At 67.2% G+C, this 15,583-nt stretch carries 14 protein-coding genes; 9 read left to right on the top strand and 5 right to left on the bottom strand.

Annotated elements, in window-relative coordinates:
- Positions 1 to 140: 140 nt before the first annotated feature.
- Positions 141 to 2,069 carry a CocE/NonD family hydrolase gene (locus MF607_RS13595; RefSeq protein ID WP_242119650.1) on the top strand — a complete coding sequence of 643 codons (1,929 nt, stop codon included), beginning with the start codon at positions 141 to 143 and terminating at the stop codon, positions 2,067 to 2,069.
- 151 nt (positions 2,070 to 2,220) lie between these two features.
- Here the strand turns inward: MF607_RS13595 and MF607_RS13590 are convergent, their stop codons facing one another.
- The 3 genes from MF607_RS13590 to MF607_RS13580 all read right to left on the bottom strand — a co-directional run bounded on the left by MF607_RS13590 (position 2,221) and on the right by MF607_RS13580 (position 5,139).
- Positions 2,221 to 3,129 carry a prephenate/arogenate dehydrogenase family protein gene (locus MF607_RS13590; protein ID WP_242119648.1) on the bottom strand — a complete coding sequence of 303 codons (909 nt, stop codon included), beginning with the start codon at positions 3,127 to 3,129 and terminating at the stop codon, positions 2,221 to 2,223.
- A complete protein-coding gene (gene hisC, locus MF607_RS13585; RefSeq protein WP_242119647.1) occupies positions 3,129 to 4,223 on the bottom strand; it encodes a histidinol-phosphate transaminase in 1,095 nt (364 codons plus the stop codon). The genes MF607_RS13590 and hisC overlap by 1 nt, the downstream gene beginning before the upstream one ends.
- Before the next feature lie 73 nt (positions 4,224 to 4,296).
- A complete protein-coding gene (locus MF607_RS13580; RefSeq protein WP_242119644.1) occupies positions 4,297 to 5,139 on the bottom strand; it encodes a zinc-ribbon domain-containing protein in 843 nt (280 codons plus the stop codon).
- Positions 5,140 to 5,328: 189 nt separating this feature from the next.
- Between MF607_RS13580 and ftsE the strand changes: the two genes are divergently transcribed.
- The 4 genes from ftsE to MF607_RS13560 are packed head-to-tail and all read left to right on the top strand — an operon-like array spanning position 5,329 to position 8,130.
- Positions 5,329 to 6,009: a cell division ATP-binding protein FtsE gene (ftsE, locus tag MF607_RS13575; protein WP_242119642.1), complete on the top strand. Its 681-nt coding sequence runs from the start codon at positions 5,329 to 5,331 to the stop codon at positions 6,007 to 6,009.
- Positions 6,006 to 6,887, top strand: a complete 882-nt coding sequence (locus tag MF607_RS13570) for a cell division protein FtsX (RefSeq protein WP_242119639.1) — start codon at positions 6,006 to 6,008, stop codon at positions 6,885 to 6,887. The genes ftsE and MF607_RS13570 overlap by 4 nt, the downstream gene beginning before the upstream one ends.
- A complete protein-coding gene (locus tag MF607_RS13565; RefSeq protein WP_242119637.1) occupies positions 6,884 to 7,423 on the top strand; it encodes a YdcF family protein in 540 nt (179 codons plus the stop codon). Before MF607_RS13570 ends, MF607_RS13565 begins: the two co-directional genes overlap by 4 nt.
- Positions 7,420 to 8,130: a lysophospholipid acyltransferase family protein gene (locus MF607_RS13560; protein ID WP_347340887.1), complete on the top strand. Its 711-nt coding sequence runs from the start codon at positions 7,420 to 7,422 to the stop codon at positions 8,128 to 8,130. The genes MF607_RS13565 and MF607_RS13560 overlap by 4 nt, the downstream gene beginning before the upstream one ends.
- 407 nt (positions 8,131 to 8,537) lie before the next feature.
- On the opposite strand, the gene MF607_RS13555 is transcribed toward MF607_RS13560, so the two are convergent.
- Entirely contained in the window at positions 8,538 to 10,625 is a 2,088-nt protein-coding gene (locus MF607_RS13555; protein ID WP_242119635.1) for a malate synthase G, read from the bottom strand.
- Positions 10,626 to 10,723: 98 nt separating this feature from the next.
- On the opposite strand from MF607_RS13555, the gene MF607_RS13550 reads away from it, so the two are divergent.
- The 4 genes from MF607_RS13550 (at position 10,724) to MF607_RS13535 (ending at position 14,529) form a co-directional block, all read left to right on the top strand.
- Entirely contained in the window at positions 10,724 to 11,629 is a 906-nt protein-coding gene (locus MF607_RS13550; protein ID WP_242119633.1) for a LysR family transcriptional regulator, read from the top strand.
- Positions 11,630 to 11,681: 52 nt separating this feature from the next.
- Positions 11,682 to 12,740 (top strand): 4-hydroxyphenylpyruvate dioxygenase, encoded by a 1,059-nt coding sequence (gene hppD / locus MF607_RS13545; protein WP_242119774.1) that lies wholly within the window; start codon positions 11,682 to 11,684, stop codon positions 12,738 to 12,740.
- A gap of 149 nt (positions 12,741 to 12,889) precedes the next feature.
- Positions 12,890 to 14,173: a homogentisate 1,2-dioxygenase gene (gene hmgA, locus MF607_RS13540; protein WP_242119772.1), complete on the top strand. Its 1,284-nt coding sequence runs from the start codon at positions 12,890 to 12,892 to the stop codon at positions 14,171 to 14,173.
- Positions 14,170 to 14,529, top strand: coding sequence for a Rieske (2Fe-2S) protein (locus MF607_RS13535; protein ID WP_242119632.1), 360 nt, complete (start codon positions 14,170 to 14,172; stop codon positions 14,527 to 14,529). The genes hmgA and MF607_RS13535 overlap by 4 nt, the downstream gene beginning before the upstream one ends.
- Here MF607_RS13535 and MF607_RS13530 read toward each other — a convergent pair whose 3' ends face one another.
- Positions 14,530 to 15,561, bottom strand: coding sequence for a patatin-like phospholipase family protein (locus MF607_RS13530; protein ID WP_242119630.1), 1,032 nt, complete (start codon positions 15,559 to 15,561; stop codon positions 14,530 to 14,532).
- Positions 15,562 to 15,583: the final 22 nt, after the last annotated feature.

The raw sequence follows: 15,583 nt of genomic DNA, 5'->3' as shown, positions 1-15,583 counted from the left end.
GTCGTCCCTGTGACAGGGTCGGCGCCGCTGCTGTTTGATGCTCGCTGCGTGGCAACTTCGTAACCTTCGAAACAGTCCGTATTGACTTCACGCTCGCACCGCCGGACGATGAAACATCATCTCCCCCGGAGCCCGTATCAATGCGTATCCGCCCGCTGCTTCTCGCCTGCACCCTCGCCCTCGGCGCCACCTCGCTCGCCGCGCAGACCGCCGCCCCCGGCCCCGATATCTGGCCGCCCAAGGGCGACATCCCGGCCAAGTTCGTGCCGCCGACCGACAAATACGACTATGTGAAGCGCGAAGTGATGATCCCGATGCGCGACGGGGTGAAGCTGCACACGGTCATCATGATCCCGAAGGGCGCGGTGAACGCCCCGATCCTGCTGACCCGCACGCCCTACAACGCCTCGGGCCGCGTCGCCCGTTCCGACAGCACCAGCTATGTCGCGACGCTGCCGCAGGGCGACGAGGTGTTCACCCGCGCCGGCTATATCCGGGTGTTCCAGGACATTCGCGGCAAATACGGGTCGGAGGGCGAGTATGTCGTCACCCGCCCGGTCCGCGGGCCACTCAACCCAACGAACGTCGACCATGTCACCGACGCGTACGACACGATCGACTGGCTGGTGAACAAGGCGAACCTGCCCGAAAGCAACGGCCGCGTCGGGATGCTGGGGTCGTCCTATGAAGGCTTCACCGTCGTCATGGCGCTGCTGAACCCGCATCCGGCCTTGAAGGTCGCCGCCCCCGAAAGCCCAATGATCGACGGCTGGATGGGCGACGACTGGTTCCACTACGGCGCGTTCCGCCTCGCCAATATCGGCTGGATCGGCAGCCAGACCGGCTACAAGGGCGCCGGTGCCGCGCCGCCCTCGACCACCTATGACGATTACGACCAGTTCCGGAATGTCGGCTCCGCCAACGACTGGGCCAAGGCGTCGGGTTACGCCCAGCTCCCCTTCTGGCAGCGTTTCGTCGCCCACCCTGCCTACGACGCCTATTGGCAGGGACAGGCGCTCGACAAGCTGATCGCCGCCAATCCCTCGAACGTGCCGACCATGTGGGAACAGGGGCTGTGGGATCAGGAGGACATGTACGGCGCGATCACAGCCTGGGAGGCGCTGAAGGCAAAGGGCAAGGGCGGCAACAATTTCCTCGTGATGGGGCCATGGCGCCACAGCGGCGCGAACTATGACGGCTCGACGCTCGGCGACCTGAAGTTCAACGGCGACACCGCACTGCAATGGCGGGAGAATTACCTCTTCCCCTTCTTCGACCAGTATCTGCGCGACGGCCGCCCCGCCTTCACCCCGCCCCAGGCATTGATCTACAATACCGGCGAGAATCATTGGGACGAACTGCCCCAGTGGCCGCTGGCGTGCGAGAAGGGGTGCGCCGCCCCGCTGAAACCCATCTATCTCGGTGCCGACGGTGATCTGGGCTTTACCGCGGCCAAGGCCGGCGGCGACGCCTATGTCTCCGACCCCGCCAAGCCGGTCCCGCACCTCTCGCGCCCAGTCAATTTCGACGACGGCCGGTGGAAGGCATGGCTGGTCAGCGACCAGCGCCATGCCGATGGCCGCCCCGACGTCATGACCTACCAGACCCCGGTCCTGACCCAGCCGGTCAAGGTCGCTGGCGCGCCGATCGCGGATATCTTTGCGAAGACGACCGGCACCGACGGCGATTTCGTGGTGAAGGTCATTGACGTCTATCCCAACGTCGTGCCGGGCCAGCCGGCGATGGGCGGCTATCAGTTGCCCGTCAGCCTCGACATCTTCCGCGGCCGCTATCGCAACGACTTCGCCAAACCCTCGGCGATTCCGGCCAACAAGACGCAGCGCTATCGCTTCCGCCTGCCGACCGTGAACCATGTGTTTCAGCCGGGCCACCGCATCATGGTGCAGGTCCAGTCGTCGCTGTTCCCGCTCTACGACCGCAACCCGCAAACCTATGTCCCGAACATCTTCACCGCGCCCAAGGACGCGTACAAGAAGGCGACGGTGACGATCGAGCGCGGCGGCAACAGCCCGAGCGCGGTGTGGTTGCCGGTGGTCGAGGCGAAGTGACAAGGGGCGCCTGAATGGACTACGTCACCCCAGCGCAGGCTGGGGTCTCCCCGTCATGTCCGATCCGCAAACCAACCGGGAGACCCCAGCCTGCGCCGGGGTGACACTTGTGGCCGGAGTTGGCAAATATAGGTCGGGACTGGGATCAGCCCTACCCGTGATTCCGCCCGAAATCCTCGCGCGCATCGTCCTGCCCCTGTTCGACGATCGACCGCCGGATCGCGCGCGTTCGGGTGAACAGGTCGAACAATTCGTCGCCATTGCCCCAGCGGATCGCGCGTTGCAGCGCGAACAGGTCCTCAGAAAATCGCTGCAACATCGACAGCACCGCGTCCTTGTTGGCCAGGAACACGTCACGCCACATCGTCGGGTCCGACGCGGCGATGCGGGTGAAGTCGCGAAACCCGCCGGCCGAATATTTAATGACCTCGCTCTGCGTCACCGCCTCGAGGTCGGATGCGGTCCCGACGATGGTATAGGCGATCAGGTGCGGCAAATGGCTGGTCACCGCCAGCACCAGATCATGATGCTGCGCGTCCATCGTATCGATATCCGCCCCCAGCCGCCGCCAGAACTCAGCCACTCGCTCGACCGCGGTCGGATCGGCATCGGCCGCCGGGGTCAGGATGCACCACCGCCCCTTGAACAGCGTCGCGAAGCCCGCGTCCGGCCCGCTGCGCTCGGTCCCCGCCACCGGATGCGCGGGTACCACCGTCACGCCCGGCAACGCCTCGGCGAAGGCGGCGGCGACGCCCGCCTTGCTCGACCCGACATCGCTGACGATCACGCCGGCGGGCAGGTCGTCGGCAATCTCGGCGGCGACTGCGCCGATCGCGCCCACCGGTACGCACAGGATGACGAGATCGGCGTCGATCACCGCCGCCCCGGCATGGTCGGTACAATCGTCGACCAACCCCAGCGCGCGGACCTGCTCGCGCGCCTCGGCCGAGGCGTCATGCCCGGTCAGCCGCACCGTCGGCATCTCGGCGCGCACCGCCCGCGCGATCGACGATCCGATCAGCCCCAGCCCGATGATGGCGACGCGGGAAAAGGGCAGCATCAGCCGCCCACGATCTCGCGCAGCGCGGCGGCGATGCCGCGCACTTCCGCCTCGGTCCCGATCGAGATGCGCAGGCCGTTGGCCAGCCCCTGTTCCGGCAGCCAGCGGACGATATAGCCCTTGTCCATCAGCGCTTGGTAGGCATCGCCCGCACTGACCGGCCCTTCGAACAGCACCAGCACGAAATTCGCCTTGGATGGCACGGCGCGCAGGCCGGCATTGCCCATCGCCGCGATCTCGCCCTCGAACCACGTCCGCCACTGCCGGTTATGTTCGCGGCTCGCCTCGACGAAGCCCTTGTCGCGGATCGCGGCGATTGCCGCCTGCTGCCCGGCGGTGGTCACGTTGAACGGTGCGCGGATGCGGTGCATCGCATCGATCGCCTCCGCCGATCCATAGCCCCAGCCGATCCGTTCGGCGGCAAGCCCGTGGATCTTCGAAAAGGTCCGCGTGACCAGCACGTTGGGCTGGGTCTTGGCGAGTTCGAGGCCGTGATCGTCCTCGGCCGGATCGAGATATTCGGCATAGGCCTGATCGAGCACCAGCAGCACATGCGACGGCAGCCCGGCATGCAGCCGTGCGATTTCGACACGCGGCGCATAGGTGCCGGTCGGATTATTGGGATTGGCGACGAACACGACCCGGGTCCGATCGGTCACGCACGACAGGATGGCATCGACATCGGTCGCATGATCCTTGTCCGGCGCGATCACCGGCGTCGCCCCGACCCGCCGCGCCGCGATCTCGTAGACGGCAAAACCGTAGCGGACGAAGATGACCTCATCGCCCAGCCCCGCATAGGCGCCGGCGGCCAGATGCAGCACCTCGTCCGATCCGGTGCCATAGATGATCCGCGCCGGGTCCAGCCCATGCGCCTGCCCGATCGCCGCGCGCAGATCGGCGGCACCGGCGTCGGGATAGCGTTCGAGGCTGCGGTCCGCGGTCGCGAAGGCGGCGCGGGCATGCGGCGAGGTGCCGAGCGGATTCTCGTTCGACGACAGCTTCGCCACCTGCCGCCCGTCATCGGTCTTCGACCGGCCGGGAACATAGGGAGCGATGTCGAGGATCCAGGGCTTGGGAGCAGGCGCGTTCATGGGTCCGCGCAGTGGCAAATGCCGCCGCCGAACGCAAGGCGTAGCCCGGCGATCAGCGATTGCTGCGCGTCACTTACAACCCGGAGGCGAAGCTCAGTTCGAGTTCCTTGGCATTGGCCGGCACGTCGAGCGCGGCGCTGTTGAAACTCAACGCCCCGCTTGGCCCGATCACCCGGGTCTGCGGCTTGATCGTCCAGCTATAGACGCTGCGATCCTGATCGTCCTTCAACACCGCGCGGATATCGGGAATGCGCTGACGGCTGCCGGTCTCGTTGATGATCTTGCCCGATACCGCGAACAATTCGTTGCCGCTCGACAACAGCCGCCGTTCGGGGGTGTTGATCGCGAATTTCAGCGCATTGTCGGCGTTGGCCGCGATCGGCAGGCCCAGTTGCTCGGCGATGCCCGGCGTGCCGGTGTAGAGGATCGCGCCCGTCGCGGCGAGCATCGCGACGCCGGCGGCGACCGCCATCGCGGTGCGGCGGCGCGCGGGATTGCGGCGCGGGACGAAGGGCGGCTGATGAGCGAAGGCGCTGACCGTCTCGCCACGCTCGGCGCGTTCGGCATCGGGATCGACATAGCGCCGCGCCGGTTCGGCGGTACGCGCGCGGAGCGGACGCGGCACGTCGGCAGCATAGGCCGATTCGGCAAAGGCCGGGGCGGCGGCGGGCGCATAGTCGCTGGCCGGCGCGGCGCGCGCCATGTCGGGCGCGGCATCGGCAACCACCGGCTGCGGCACGCGGACCGGTTCGGCGGGCAGTGGGGTTTCGGGCATGCCATGGCCCAGATCGACCATCGCCGGCGGCTGGAACCAGCTATGCCGGCATCCCGCGCAACGGACCGTGCGCCCGGCCGGTCCGATCGCCGAATCGGCGACCAGATAGCGCATATGGCATTGCGTACATTCGAGGATCATCGCGTCCCCTGCCCCCTGCATGAGCCGCGCCGCGCCACCGTTGATGCGGAGCGAACCGGGCGCGGCTTGAAATCGAACGCTGAATCTACGGCGCAGACGCCATCCGGGCAAGGCGCGATGTTGCCCGGCTTGAGACAAACGCCCCCATGTGCGATTGGCGTGGGTCACCGGCGGAATCCAAGGGCGCACGTGGCCAGTATCGTTCAGTTCGAGAATGTCGGCCTTCGCTATGGTCACGGGCCGGAAACGCTGAGCGACCTCAGCTTCACGCTCCGCGAAGGCACCTTCCATTTCCTGCTCGGCGCGTCGGGCGCGGGCAAGACCTCGCTGCTGCGCCTGCTCTATCTTGCGCAGCGGCCCAGCCGGGGCGTGATCCGCCTGTTCGGGGAGGATATGGTATTGTCGCCGCGCGAACGCCTGCCCGGGTTCCGGCGGCGGATCGGGGTGGTATTCCAGGATTTCCGGCTGGTGCCGCATCTGTCGGCCCGCGACAATATCGCGCTGCCGCTACGCGTCGCCGGCATGCCCGAGGAGGAACTGGCCGGGCCGGTCGCCGAGATGCTGGCATGGGTCGGGTTGACCGACCGCGCCGATGCCCGTCCGCCGACGCTGTCGGGCGGCGAGCAACAGCGCGTCGCCATCGCCCGCGCGGTCATTACCCGTCCCGAGATCCTCGTCGCGGACGAACCGACCGGCAACGTCGACCCGATCATGGCCGAACGCCTGCTCAAGCTGTTCGCCTCGCTCAACCGGCTCGGCACGACCGTCGTCATGGCGACCCACGACCATCACCTGCTCCATCGCGTCCCCGATGCGCTGGTCATGGAGCTGGACGGCGGCCGGTTGCTCGACCCCAGGGCCGCGGCATGATCGGGCGTGCGGCGGTGCAGCCGCTGCTCGACGACCGGCAGGGGCGGCGGGCGATGGTGTGGATCATGGCGATCATGATCTTCCTGACGACCCTGAGCGCGGCGCTTGGCCTCTCGACGCAGGGGGCGGGCCGTGCGCTCGACCGGCAACTGGCGGCGCGGCTGACGGTACAGGTGATCGAGGGCGACGCCGCCCGCCGCGATGCGGTGACCGCCGCGTTGCTCGGCCGGTTGCGCGCCTCCGCCGATGTCGCCCGCGCGAACGAGGTCGACCGCGCCCGCCTTGCCGAACTGCTCGAACCGTGGCTGGGCGAGGCAGGACTCGACGCCGATCTGCCGATGCCGGCGATGATCGATGTCGACCTGCGCAGCGGCGACGACGCGACGGTGGCGCGGGTCGAGGCGTTGGCGAAGGCTGCCGGCAACGGCATCCGCGTCGATCGCCATGCGACGTGGCTCGCCCCGGTCCGCGCCTTCGTCGCCGCGCTCGGCTGGACCGCATTGGGGCTGGTGCTGGTGATGGCGAGCGCGACGGGGGCGGTCGTACTGCTGGTGGCGCGGGCGGGGCTTGATACGCACCGCGGAACGATCGACATCCTGCACATGCTGGGTTCGACCGATCTTCAGATCGCGCGGCTGTTCCAGCGGCGCATCGGGCAGGACACGCTGACCGGCGGGCTGATCGGCGCGCTGGCCGGCGCCCTGCTGGTGGCGTTGCTCGGCCAGCGTATGGCATCGCTCGATTCGCAGCTGGCCGATGGCGTCTCGCTGCAACCGCTCGACTGGCTGGTGATCGCGCTGCTGCCCGTCGCCTTCACCCTGCTCGCCATGTTCGCCGCGCGGGTCGCGGTGCTGCGGCGGCTGGCGCGGGTGTTGTGATGGGACGCATCCTCTCGGTCCTGCTGCTGCTCTACGCGCTCGGCTTCGCGCTGTTCGCGGTGACCCTGCCGCAACCCGGTGCCCTCGACCGGCGGACCGACGGCGTCGTCGTGCCCACCGGCGGTTCGGGCCGGATTGAGCGCGGGCTGGCGGTACTGGCGGCGGGGCAGGCGCGGCGGATGCTCATCACCGGCGTCGATCCCGATGTCCGCCCGCGCGAACTGGCCGCCGCGATCGATGCGCCGCGCGCGCTGTTCCGCTGCTGCGTCGATCTCGGCAAGGAGGCGGTCGACACCCGCTCCAACGCCGACGAGACCGCCGAATGGGTCCGGCGCAACCGCTATCGCTCGATCCGGCTGGTCACATCGAACTGGCATATGGCGCGCGCGACCATGGAACTGCGCCATGCGCTGGGCAATTCGGTCGAGATCGTGCGCGATCCGGTAACCGGCCATCCGGGCTTCGCCCTGCTGTTCGGCGAATATAACAAATATGTGGTGCGGGGCATCGTGATGCGGCTGGGGATCGACCTGTGATCGCATGGGCCCGCACCCTCCTGTTCCGCATCCTGTTCTATGGCGCGTCGGTGCCGATCGTGCTGAGCGCGCCGATCTCCGCCGCGGTCAGTCGCGATGCGATGCACGCCCATGCCCATGTCTGGATCCGCGTCCACCGCTTCCTCGCGCGCTGGATATTGGGCGTCCGCGTCCGGGTGGAGGGAGTGCGCCCACCCGGCACCTATCTGTTCGCGGTCAAGCATCAGGCGATGGTCGAGACGCTCGAAATGGCCGAGCTGATCGATGGCCCGCTGATCGTCATGAAGCGTGAGTTGATCGACATGCCCTTCTGGGGCCGCACCGCCCGCGCCTATGGCGCGATCGGCGTGGACCGCGATGCTTCGTCAAAGGCCCTGCGCCAGATGCTGAAGGAAGCCGCCGCCGCGCGGAAGGAAAACCGCTCGGTCCTGATCTTTCCCGAAGGTACGCGCGTCCCCGTCGGCGAAGCCCCGCCGCTGCGCTCGGGCTTTGCCGGACTGTACAAGGCGCTGAACATGCCGGTGATCCCGGTCGCGCTCGACAGCGGCCACTGCATGCCGCGCCGCGGGCCGAGCCGGCCGGGGGTCATTACGATCCGTCTGCTCGACCCGATCCCGCCCGGTCTGCCGCGCGAGGAGATCGAGGCGCGGGTCCATGCCGCGATCAATGCGCTGGAACCGGCGGCGGGGGGCGTGGCGGCAGGGTAAAACTGGCGAATTTCGATACGAGCGTTGTAAAGGTGGCGTTCCGCGAAGAGGTTCCTGCCATGCGACTTTGCATACTCTTTTGCACGTCGATCTTGCTGGCCGCTTGCTCGTCAGGTGCCGACACTACCCCCGAAGCGAACGCGGTGCGTGATGCTTTGGAGGCAAGAGAACCAACGGCAATCCGGTCCGCCAGACACGCTTGTCGTCACCTGCGCGAACCGCAAAGGGAGCATGAAGAGTTCGATGTAGGCATTTCGGACTACGAGGCTTGCCTTGGCGAGAAGGCCAATCTGACGCATCCCGCCAATCGTCAGCTTTGTGATCTTGCGAAGAGCAGGATGTCTTCTACTGGTACGTGCATATTGGGCGAATAAGAGTTGCGGATAGTCGCGAGACAAACCTGCCCCTTACACCGCTGCCTTCGCCACCTTCCGATACGCATGCAACAACGGCTCGGTATACCCGTTCGGCTGTTCCAACCCCTCGAACACCAGCGCCCGCGCCGCCGCCAGCGCGACGCCGCCCGCCAGCGGCCGGTACGCCGGATCGTCGGCATTCTGCGCATCGACCTTCACCGCCATCCGATCGAACGCCGCATCGATGTCGGCCGCCGAACACACGCCGTGCAACAGCCAGTTGGCGATATGCTGCGATGAAATGCGCAGCGTCGCGCGGTCCTCCATCAACCCGACGTCATGGATATCGGGCACCTTCGAACAACCGATGCCCTGATCGATCCAGCGCACGACATAGCCGAGGATCCCCTGCGCATTATTGTCGAGTTCGCGCGCGACCTCGCCCGCGTCCCAGTTGCGTCCCGTCGCCAGCGGCAGGGTCAGCAACTCCGTCAGCGGCGCGACCGGTTCGCTCGCCCGGACCGCCTGTCGCTGCGCAACATCCACGCCATGATAATGCAGCGCGTGCAGCGTGGCGGCGGTCGGCGACGGCACCCATGCGGTGCTCGCTCCGCTCATCGGATGGGCGATCTTCTGATCGAGCATGTCCGCCAACCGGTCGGGCGCTGCCCACATGCCTTTGCCGATCTGTGCCCGCCCGCCAAGGCCACAGGCGAGGCCGATCTGGACGTTGCGATCCTCATAGGCCGCGATCCACGCCGCTCCCTTCATCTCGCCCTTCGGAACCATCGCCCCGGCATGCATCGCGCTGTGCAGTTCGTCGCCGGTGCGATCGAGGAAACCGGTATTGATGAAGACGATCCGGTGGCGGACGGCATGGATACACGCCGCCAGATTGGCGGAGGTACGCCGCTCCTCATCCATCACCCCGACCTTGATGGTGTGACGGGGAAGGATCAGCAGATCCTCGACTGCGTCGAACAGCCGATCGGTGAAGGCGACCTCTTCCGGCCCGTGCTGCTTGGGCTTGACGATATAGATCGATCCGGTCCGGCTGTTGGCCTGCGGACCGTTCACGTCGTGCAGCGCGATCATGCTGGTAACGATCGCATCGAGTATGCCTTCGGGTGCCTCGTTGCCGTCGGCCAGCAGCAGCGCGGGCGTCGTCATCAGATGGCCGACATTACGGACGAACAACAGCGAACGACCCGGCAGCACCAGTTCCCCGCCATCGCTGCCGACATAGCGGCGATCGGCGGCGAGGGTGCGCGTGACCGTCCGCCCGCCCTTGGCGAAGCTCGCCGACAGATCGCCCTGCATCAGCCCCAACCAGTTGGCATAGGCGGCGACCTTGTCCTCGGCATCGACCGCCGCGACCGAATCCTCTAGATCGCAGATCGTGGTCAGCGCCGATTCGAGCAGGATATCGGCCAGCCCCGCCGGATCGGTGCGGCCGATCGCATGGTCGCGGTCGATGACCAGTTCGATGTGCAGCCCATGATGGCGCAGCAGCAGATTGTCGCCCGCGCGCCCGACCAGTTGCGTGGCGTCGGCCAGCATCGGCGCATCGCCGGTCCAGTCGCGCCAGCTTGCCCCCGCCAGTGGGACCGCATCGTCCAGAAACGCCTTCGCTCGGTCGATCACCGCCGCCCCGCGCGCCGCATCATAGCCGTCCGGTGCCGGCGTGCCGGGGATCGCGTCGGTCCCGTACAGCGCATCGTACAGGCTGCCCCAGCGCGCATTGGCGGCGTTGAGCAGGAACCGCGCATTCAGAATCGGCACGACCAGTTGCGGCCCAGCCAGCGTCGCGATCTCCGAATCGACATCGGCCGGATCGACCGTGAACGGTGCGGGTTCGTCGACCAGATAGCCGATCGAGCGCAGAAACGCCTCCTGCTCGGCCGGGTCGATCGCCTGCCCCATGCGCTCGACGAACCACGCATCCAGTTGCGCCTGCAACGCATCGCGCCGGGCGAGTAACGCGCGGTTCTCTGGGGCGAAGCGGGCAAAGATCGCGGCAACACCTTCCCAGAAGGAATCGGCGGGAATGCCGGTACCGGGCAGCGCCCGCGCCTCGACGAACTCGGCCAGTTCGGCGGCGACCGACAATCCGGCGCGATCGACATAGGCTTGCGACATCACTGCACCCTTTCTCGTTTTCCGACCCCGAACTACCACCTCGCCTTTCGCATCGGTAGCGATCATAATCGCAGCACAGTCATTCCATGGAGGAACGAATGGCGTTCGATCCCGACCATGCGCTGTTCGTGGCAATCCTGGACAACGGCAGCATCGCCGCGACCGCGCGGGCCTGGGGCATCTCGCCGGCGATGGTGTCGAAGCGACTGGCACGGCTGGAGGCGCGGCTCGGCGTGCGGCTGATCGAGCGGACCACGCGGCGGCTCCACCCGACCCCGGTCGGCGCGCAACTCCATGCCGAACTGACGCAGCTTCTTGCCGCACTGACCGAAGCGGAGGCACGTGTCACCGGCGCCGCCGCAACCCCGGCCGGCCCGTTGCGCATCGCCGCGCCGACCTCGTTCGCGCGACTGCATATCGCACCGCATCTAGGCGATTTCCTGCGTGCCTATCCAGCCATCGCGCTCGAACTGACGCTTTCCGACGGCTATGTCGACCTCGCCGCGCAGCGGATCGACTGCGCGATCCGCATCACCGCCGATCCGCCCGCCGGCTACATCGCACGGCGGCTGGCCGGCAATCGGCGCGTGGTCTGCGCCGGCCCTGCCTATCTTGCCGCACACGGCACGCCGGCCACGCCCGCCGCACTTGCCGGTCACCGGTTGCTCGCCGCCGACGGGCAATTGCCATGGACGCTGCTGCGTCCCGGCAAGCGCGCGCTGGTCGAAGGGATATCGCACGTCCGCACCGATTCCAGCGAGATCGTCCGCGAACTGGTACTTGCCGGGGTCGGGGTCGCGCTGCGCTCGCTCTGGGACGTCGGCACGGCGCTCGCCGACGGGCGGTTGATCCGTCTCCTGCCCGAATGGGAGGGTGCGCGCGACCTCGCCATCCATGCGCTGCACGCCGCACAACCGCGCCCGGCGGTTACCGCCTTCGTCGATTCCCTCGCCGACCGCTTCTCGCCGCCACCGTGGGAGGCGCTTGACACGGGCCATGGTTAGGATCAGTTTCGTATCAATTGATACGAATTAGGAGGATGCACCGGTGGAGCATATGGACGTCAACCCGATGGGTCTCGACGGATTCGAATTCTGCGAATTCACTGCCCCCGATCTCGACCGCATGGCGCAACAGCTCGAACAATTCGGTTTCGTCGCCGCGTCGAAGCATCGTGAGCGCGACGTTGTGCGCTACAAACAGGGTCGCATCAACCTGCTGCTGAACCGTATTCCCGACGGTCATGCTGCGGACTTTGCTGCGCAGCACGGACCATCGGCAGCGGGCATGGCGTTCCGCGTCGCCGATGCGAAGGCTGCGTTCGAGGCTGCCGTCACGCGCGGTGCCAAACCGGCCAATCCCGCGCGTGGCGTGCTGGGCGAAGGCTATGCGCTGGAGGGGATCGGCGGGTCGATGCTGTATCTGGTCGACCGCCATGGTGCCGCCGGGTCGCTGTACGACAATTGGGACGCGATCCCCGGCGCAGCCGAAGCGGAGGCCGAAAACAATGTCGGTCTCGACCTGCTCGACCACCTCACGCACAATGTGAAGCGCGGGCAGATGCGGACCTGGTCGACCTTCTACAACCAGATTTTCGGCTTTGAAGAGCAGAAATATTTCGACATCAAGGGCAAGGCCACCGGCCTGTTCAGCCAGGCGATGATCGCACCGGACAAGGCGATCCGCATCCCGCTGAACGAAAGCCAGGACGACAAGAGCCAGATCGAGGAATTCATCCGCGACTATAATGGCGAAGGCATCCAGCACCTCGCCTTCACCACCGAAGATATTTTCGAAACTGTCGAGAAACTGCGCGCGCGTGGCGTGAAGCTGCAGGATACGATCGAGACCTATTACGAACTGGTCGACAAGCGCGTGCCGAACCATGGCGAGGACCTTGAACGGCTCAAGCGCAACCGCATCCTGATCGACGGCAATGTCGGTGAGGAGGGACTGTTGCTGCAGATCTTCACCGAACCGATGTTCGGCCCGATCTTCTTCGAGATCATCCAGCGCAAGGGCAATGAGGGCTTCGGCAACGGCAATTTCCAGGCGCTGTACGAAAGCATCGAACTGGATCAGATTCGGCGCGGGGTAATCACGGTCGACGCCTGAGCGTCGAGCGGATGCCGGGACAGCGGTCCCGGCCCCGCGCCGGCCAGCGCAGCGGAGCCGGGCCACAAGGAGAGGCTTCGCCGCGACTGACGGCCCGGCGGGCAACGACCAACTCCTCCCCGCGCGCGGGGAGGATTGATGAGGTGACCATGACCTACCATCCCGGTTTCGCCAACCATATCGCCACCGAAGCCGTTCCCGGCGCCCTGCCGATCGGGCGCAACAGCCCGCAGCATGTGCCCTTCGGCCTCTACGCCGAACAATTGTCCGGGACCGCCTTCACCGCGCCGCGCGCCGAGAACCGCCGCTCGTGGCTCTATCGCCTGCGCCCCACCGCCAACCACGGGGCATTCACCCCCTATGCCGGCGCGAAGAACCTCCAGACCGCCCCCATCGCCGGCCCGCCGCCCAGCCCCAACCGCCTGCGCTGGGACCCGTTGCCGCTGCCGACCGAACCGACCGACTGGGTCGACGGCCTCGTCACCTATGGCGCGACCGGCGACGTCGCCGCGCAGAGCGGGGTCGGCATCCATCTCTACGCCGCGACGAAGGACATGGACCGTGCCTTCTTCTCGGCCGATGGCGAGCTGCTGATCGTGCCGCAGCAGGGTGCCCTCGCGATCGACACCGAACTCGGCCGGATCGACCTTGCGCCGCTACAGATCGCGGTCATTCCGCGCGGCGTCCGCTTCCGCGTCAACCTGCCCGACGGGGCGGCCCGCGGCTATGTCTGCGAAAATTACGGCAGCCTGTTCCGCCTGCCCGATCTCGGGCCGATCGGCGCCAACGGCCTCGCCAACCCGCGCGATTTCGAAACGCCGTCGGCGTGGTTCGAAGACCGCGACACCCCTCACGAGGTCATCCAGAAATTCCAGGGCGGCCTGTGGACGACCACCCTCGACCACAGCCCGTTCGACGTCGTCGCGTGGCACGGGAATCTCGCGCCCTGCCGCTACGACCTGACCCGGTTCAACACGATCAACACCGTCAGCTTCGACCATCCCGATCCGTCGATCTTCACCGTGCTGACCAGCCCCAGCGACACGCCCGGCACCGCCAATTGCGACTTCGTGATTTTCCCCCCGCGCTGGATGGTCGCCGAGGACAGTTTCCGCCCGCCCTGGTTCCACCGCAACGTCATGAGCGAGTTCATGGGCCTCGTCACCGGCGCCTATGACGCCAAGGAGGGCGGCTTCGCCCCCGGCGGCGCATCGCTCCACAACCAGATGAACGGCCACGGCCCCGATCAGGCGAGCTATGACAAGGCGGTCGCCGCCGACCTGAAGCCGCATCGGATCGCCGACACCATGGCGTTCATGTTCGAAACCCGCCACGTCGTGAAGCCGAGCCGCTGGGCGGTGACTTCACCGACGATGCAGCTCGATTACGACGCCGTCTGGACCGGTTTCGCCAAGGCGCGCCTGCCCGGATGAGCGACGCCCGCGTCTTCGCCACCCCGGCGGGGGTGAAGCTCGGCCCGTTGACCGACATCGCCGATGGGCGCGCGCGCAACTATGTGCTGCAACTGCGCGCCGGCCGGTTCCACGGCTTCGTCGTGCGACGCGGCGATGCGGTGGTCGGCTATGTCGATCGCTGCCCGCATATGGGCCTGCCGCTCGCGCAGACGCTCGACGCCTATCTGACGCCCGATGGCAGCGCCATCACCTGCAGCTGGCACGCCGCGCTCTTCGCGATCGACGACGGCAAATGCCTCGGCGGCCCCTGCCCCGGCCAGTCGTTGACGCCGTTGCCGGTGACGGTCGACGACGGCGCGATCGTCACCGCCTGATCAGGCCGCCACCGCCTCGGGCAATTCGGTCAGCGTCGATCCCTGCCCCAGCCGCGCGCCATGTTCGGCCAGCCACGCATCGGCCGTCGCCCGGCCCAGTTCGCGCAGGCCCTCCAGCTGCGACCGGCGCGTATCGCTCTTGCCGGTCGGTCCCCGGTCCGACAGCGCCGGTGCCGCCTCCATCAGATGCAGGTTGGTCCGCGCCAGCGCGGTAAGATTGTCGTCGATCGGCGGCGCGCGCCGGGCGATCGCCTGCACCTCGGTCAGCGCCTTGAGGTCGCGGAGCAGGCAGGCGTTGAAGCCGATATCGCTCATCCGCCCCATCACCTCGACCAGCGTATCGGGCGTCTCGCGGGTGGCGAAGGGCGTGATCTGCACGATCAGCATGTCGGTCTGGCCATGCCCGCCGAAGATCAGCGGCTCGAGCGCCGGATTGGCCGAAAAGCCGCCATCCCAATAGGGCTCGCCGTCGATCGTCACCGGCCCGAACAATTCCGGCAGACAAGCCGATGCCATCAGCGCGTCGAGCGTGATCTCGTCATTATGGAACAGCCGCGCCGCCCCGGTCGCGACCCGCGTCGCGGCGATCGACAGCGGGATCGCATGGCGCGCGGTCAGCGCGGTCAGGTCGAGGCTGTCGCCGACCACCCGCCGCAGGGCCCGCATGTCGCGCAACCCCGGCGAGAGTGGCGCGATATAGCGGCTGATCAGCTTGCTGAATTCCAGCGATCGCCGCAGCAGCGGCTCGAACGCCGGCATCATCCAGAAATCGGTATCGAACGCCTGCAACGGCGAGTTGCGCGAGACGCTGCCCCATAGCCGCGCGAGCGCATCCTTGGCCCCCTGCCGTCCATCGATCGCCATGCCGCTGACCAATGCCGCCCCGTTCAGCGCCCCGGCCGACGCGCCGCTGACCGCGACGATCGGCAGATCCTCTTCGAGCAGCCGGTCGAGTACCCCCCAGCCATAGGCGCCATGCGCGCCGCCGCCTTGCAGCGCGAGCGCGAGACGGGGTCGGTCGGTTGCGGTCATGACGGTCTCCGGTTCAATCCGT

It is taken from the genome of Sphingomonas lacusdianchii, assembly GCF_022664395.1.
GTDB classification, from domain to species: domain Bacteria; phylum Pseudomonadota; class Alphaproteobacteria; order Sphingomonadales; family Sphingomonadaceae; genus Sphingomonas; species Sphingomonas lacusdianchii.
This window is presented reverse-complemented; position numbering and strand designations above follow the sequence as displayed.

Bases quoted from the DNA above. Each gene is read 5' to 3' on its own strand.
- MF607_RS13595 (WP_242119650.1), top strand. From the start codon at position 141: ATGCGTATCCGCCCGCTGCTTCTCGCCTGCACCCTCGCCCTCGGCGCC.
- MF607_RS13530 (WP_242119630.1), bottom strand. From the start codon at position 15,561: ATGACCGCAACCGACCGACCCCGTCTCGCGCTCGCGCTGCAAGGCGGC.
- hmgA (WP_242119772.1), top strand. From the start codon at position 12,890: ATGACCTACCATCCCGGTTTCGCCAACCATATCGCCACCGAAGCCGTT.
- MF607_RS13590 (WP_242119648.1), bottom strand. From the start codon at position 3,129: ATGCTGCCCTTTTCCCGCGTCGCCATCATCGGGCTGGGGCTGATCGGA.
- hppD (WP_242119774.1), top strand. From the start codon at position 11,682: ATGGACGTCAACCCGATGGGTCTCGACGGATTCGAATTCTGCGAATTC.
- MF607_RS13535 (WP_242119632.1), top strand. From the start codon at position 14,170: ATGAGCGACGCCCGCGTCTTCGCCACCCCGGCGGGGGTGAAGCTCGGC.
- MF607_RS13580 (WP_242119644.1), bottom strand. From the start codon at position 5,139: ATGATCCTCGAATGTACGCAATGCCATATGCGCTATCTGGTCGCCGAT.
- MF607_RS13555 (WP_242119635.1), bottom strand. From the start codon at position 10,625: ATGTCGCAAGCCTATGTCGATCGCGCCGGATTGTCGGTCGCCGCCGAA.
- hisC (WP_242119647.1), bottom strand. From the start codon at position 4,223: ATGAACGCGCCTGCTCCCAAGCCCTGGATCCTCGACATCGCTCCCTAT.
- MF607_RS13570 (WP_242119639.1), top strand. From the start codon at position 6,006: ATGATCGGGCGTGCGGCGGTGCAGCCGCTGCTCGACGACCGGCAGGGG.
- MF607_RS13550 (WP_242119633.1), top strand. From the start codon at position 10,724: ATGGCGTTCGATCCCGACCATGCGCTGTTCGTGGCAATCCTGGACAAC.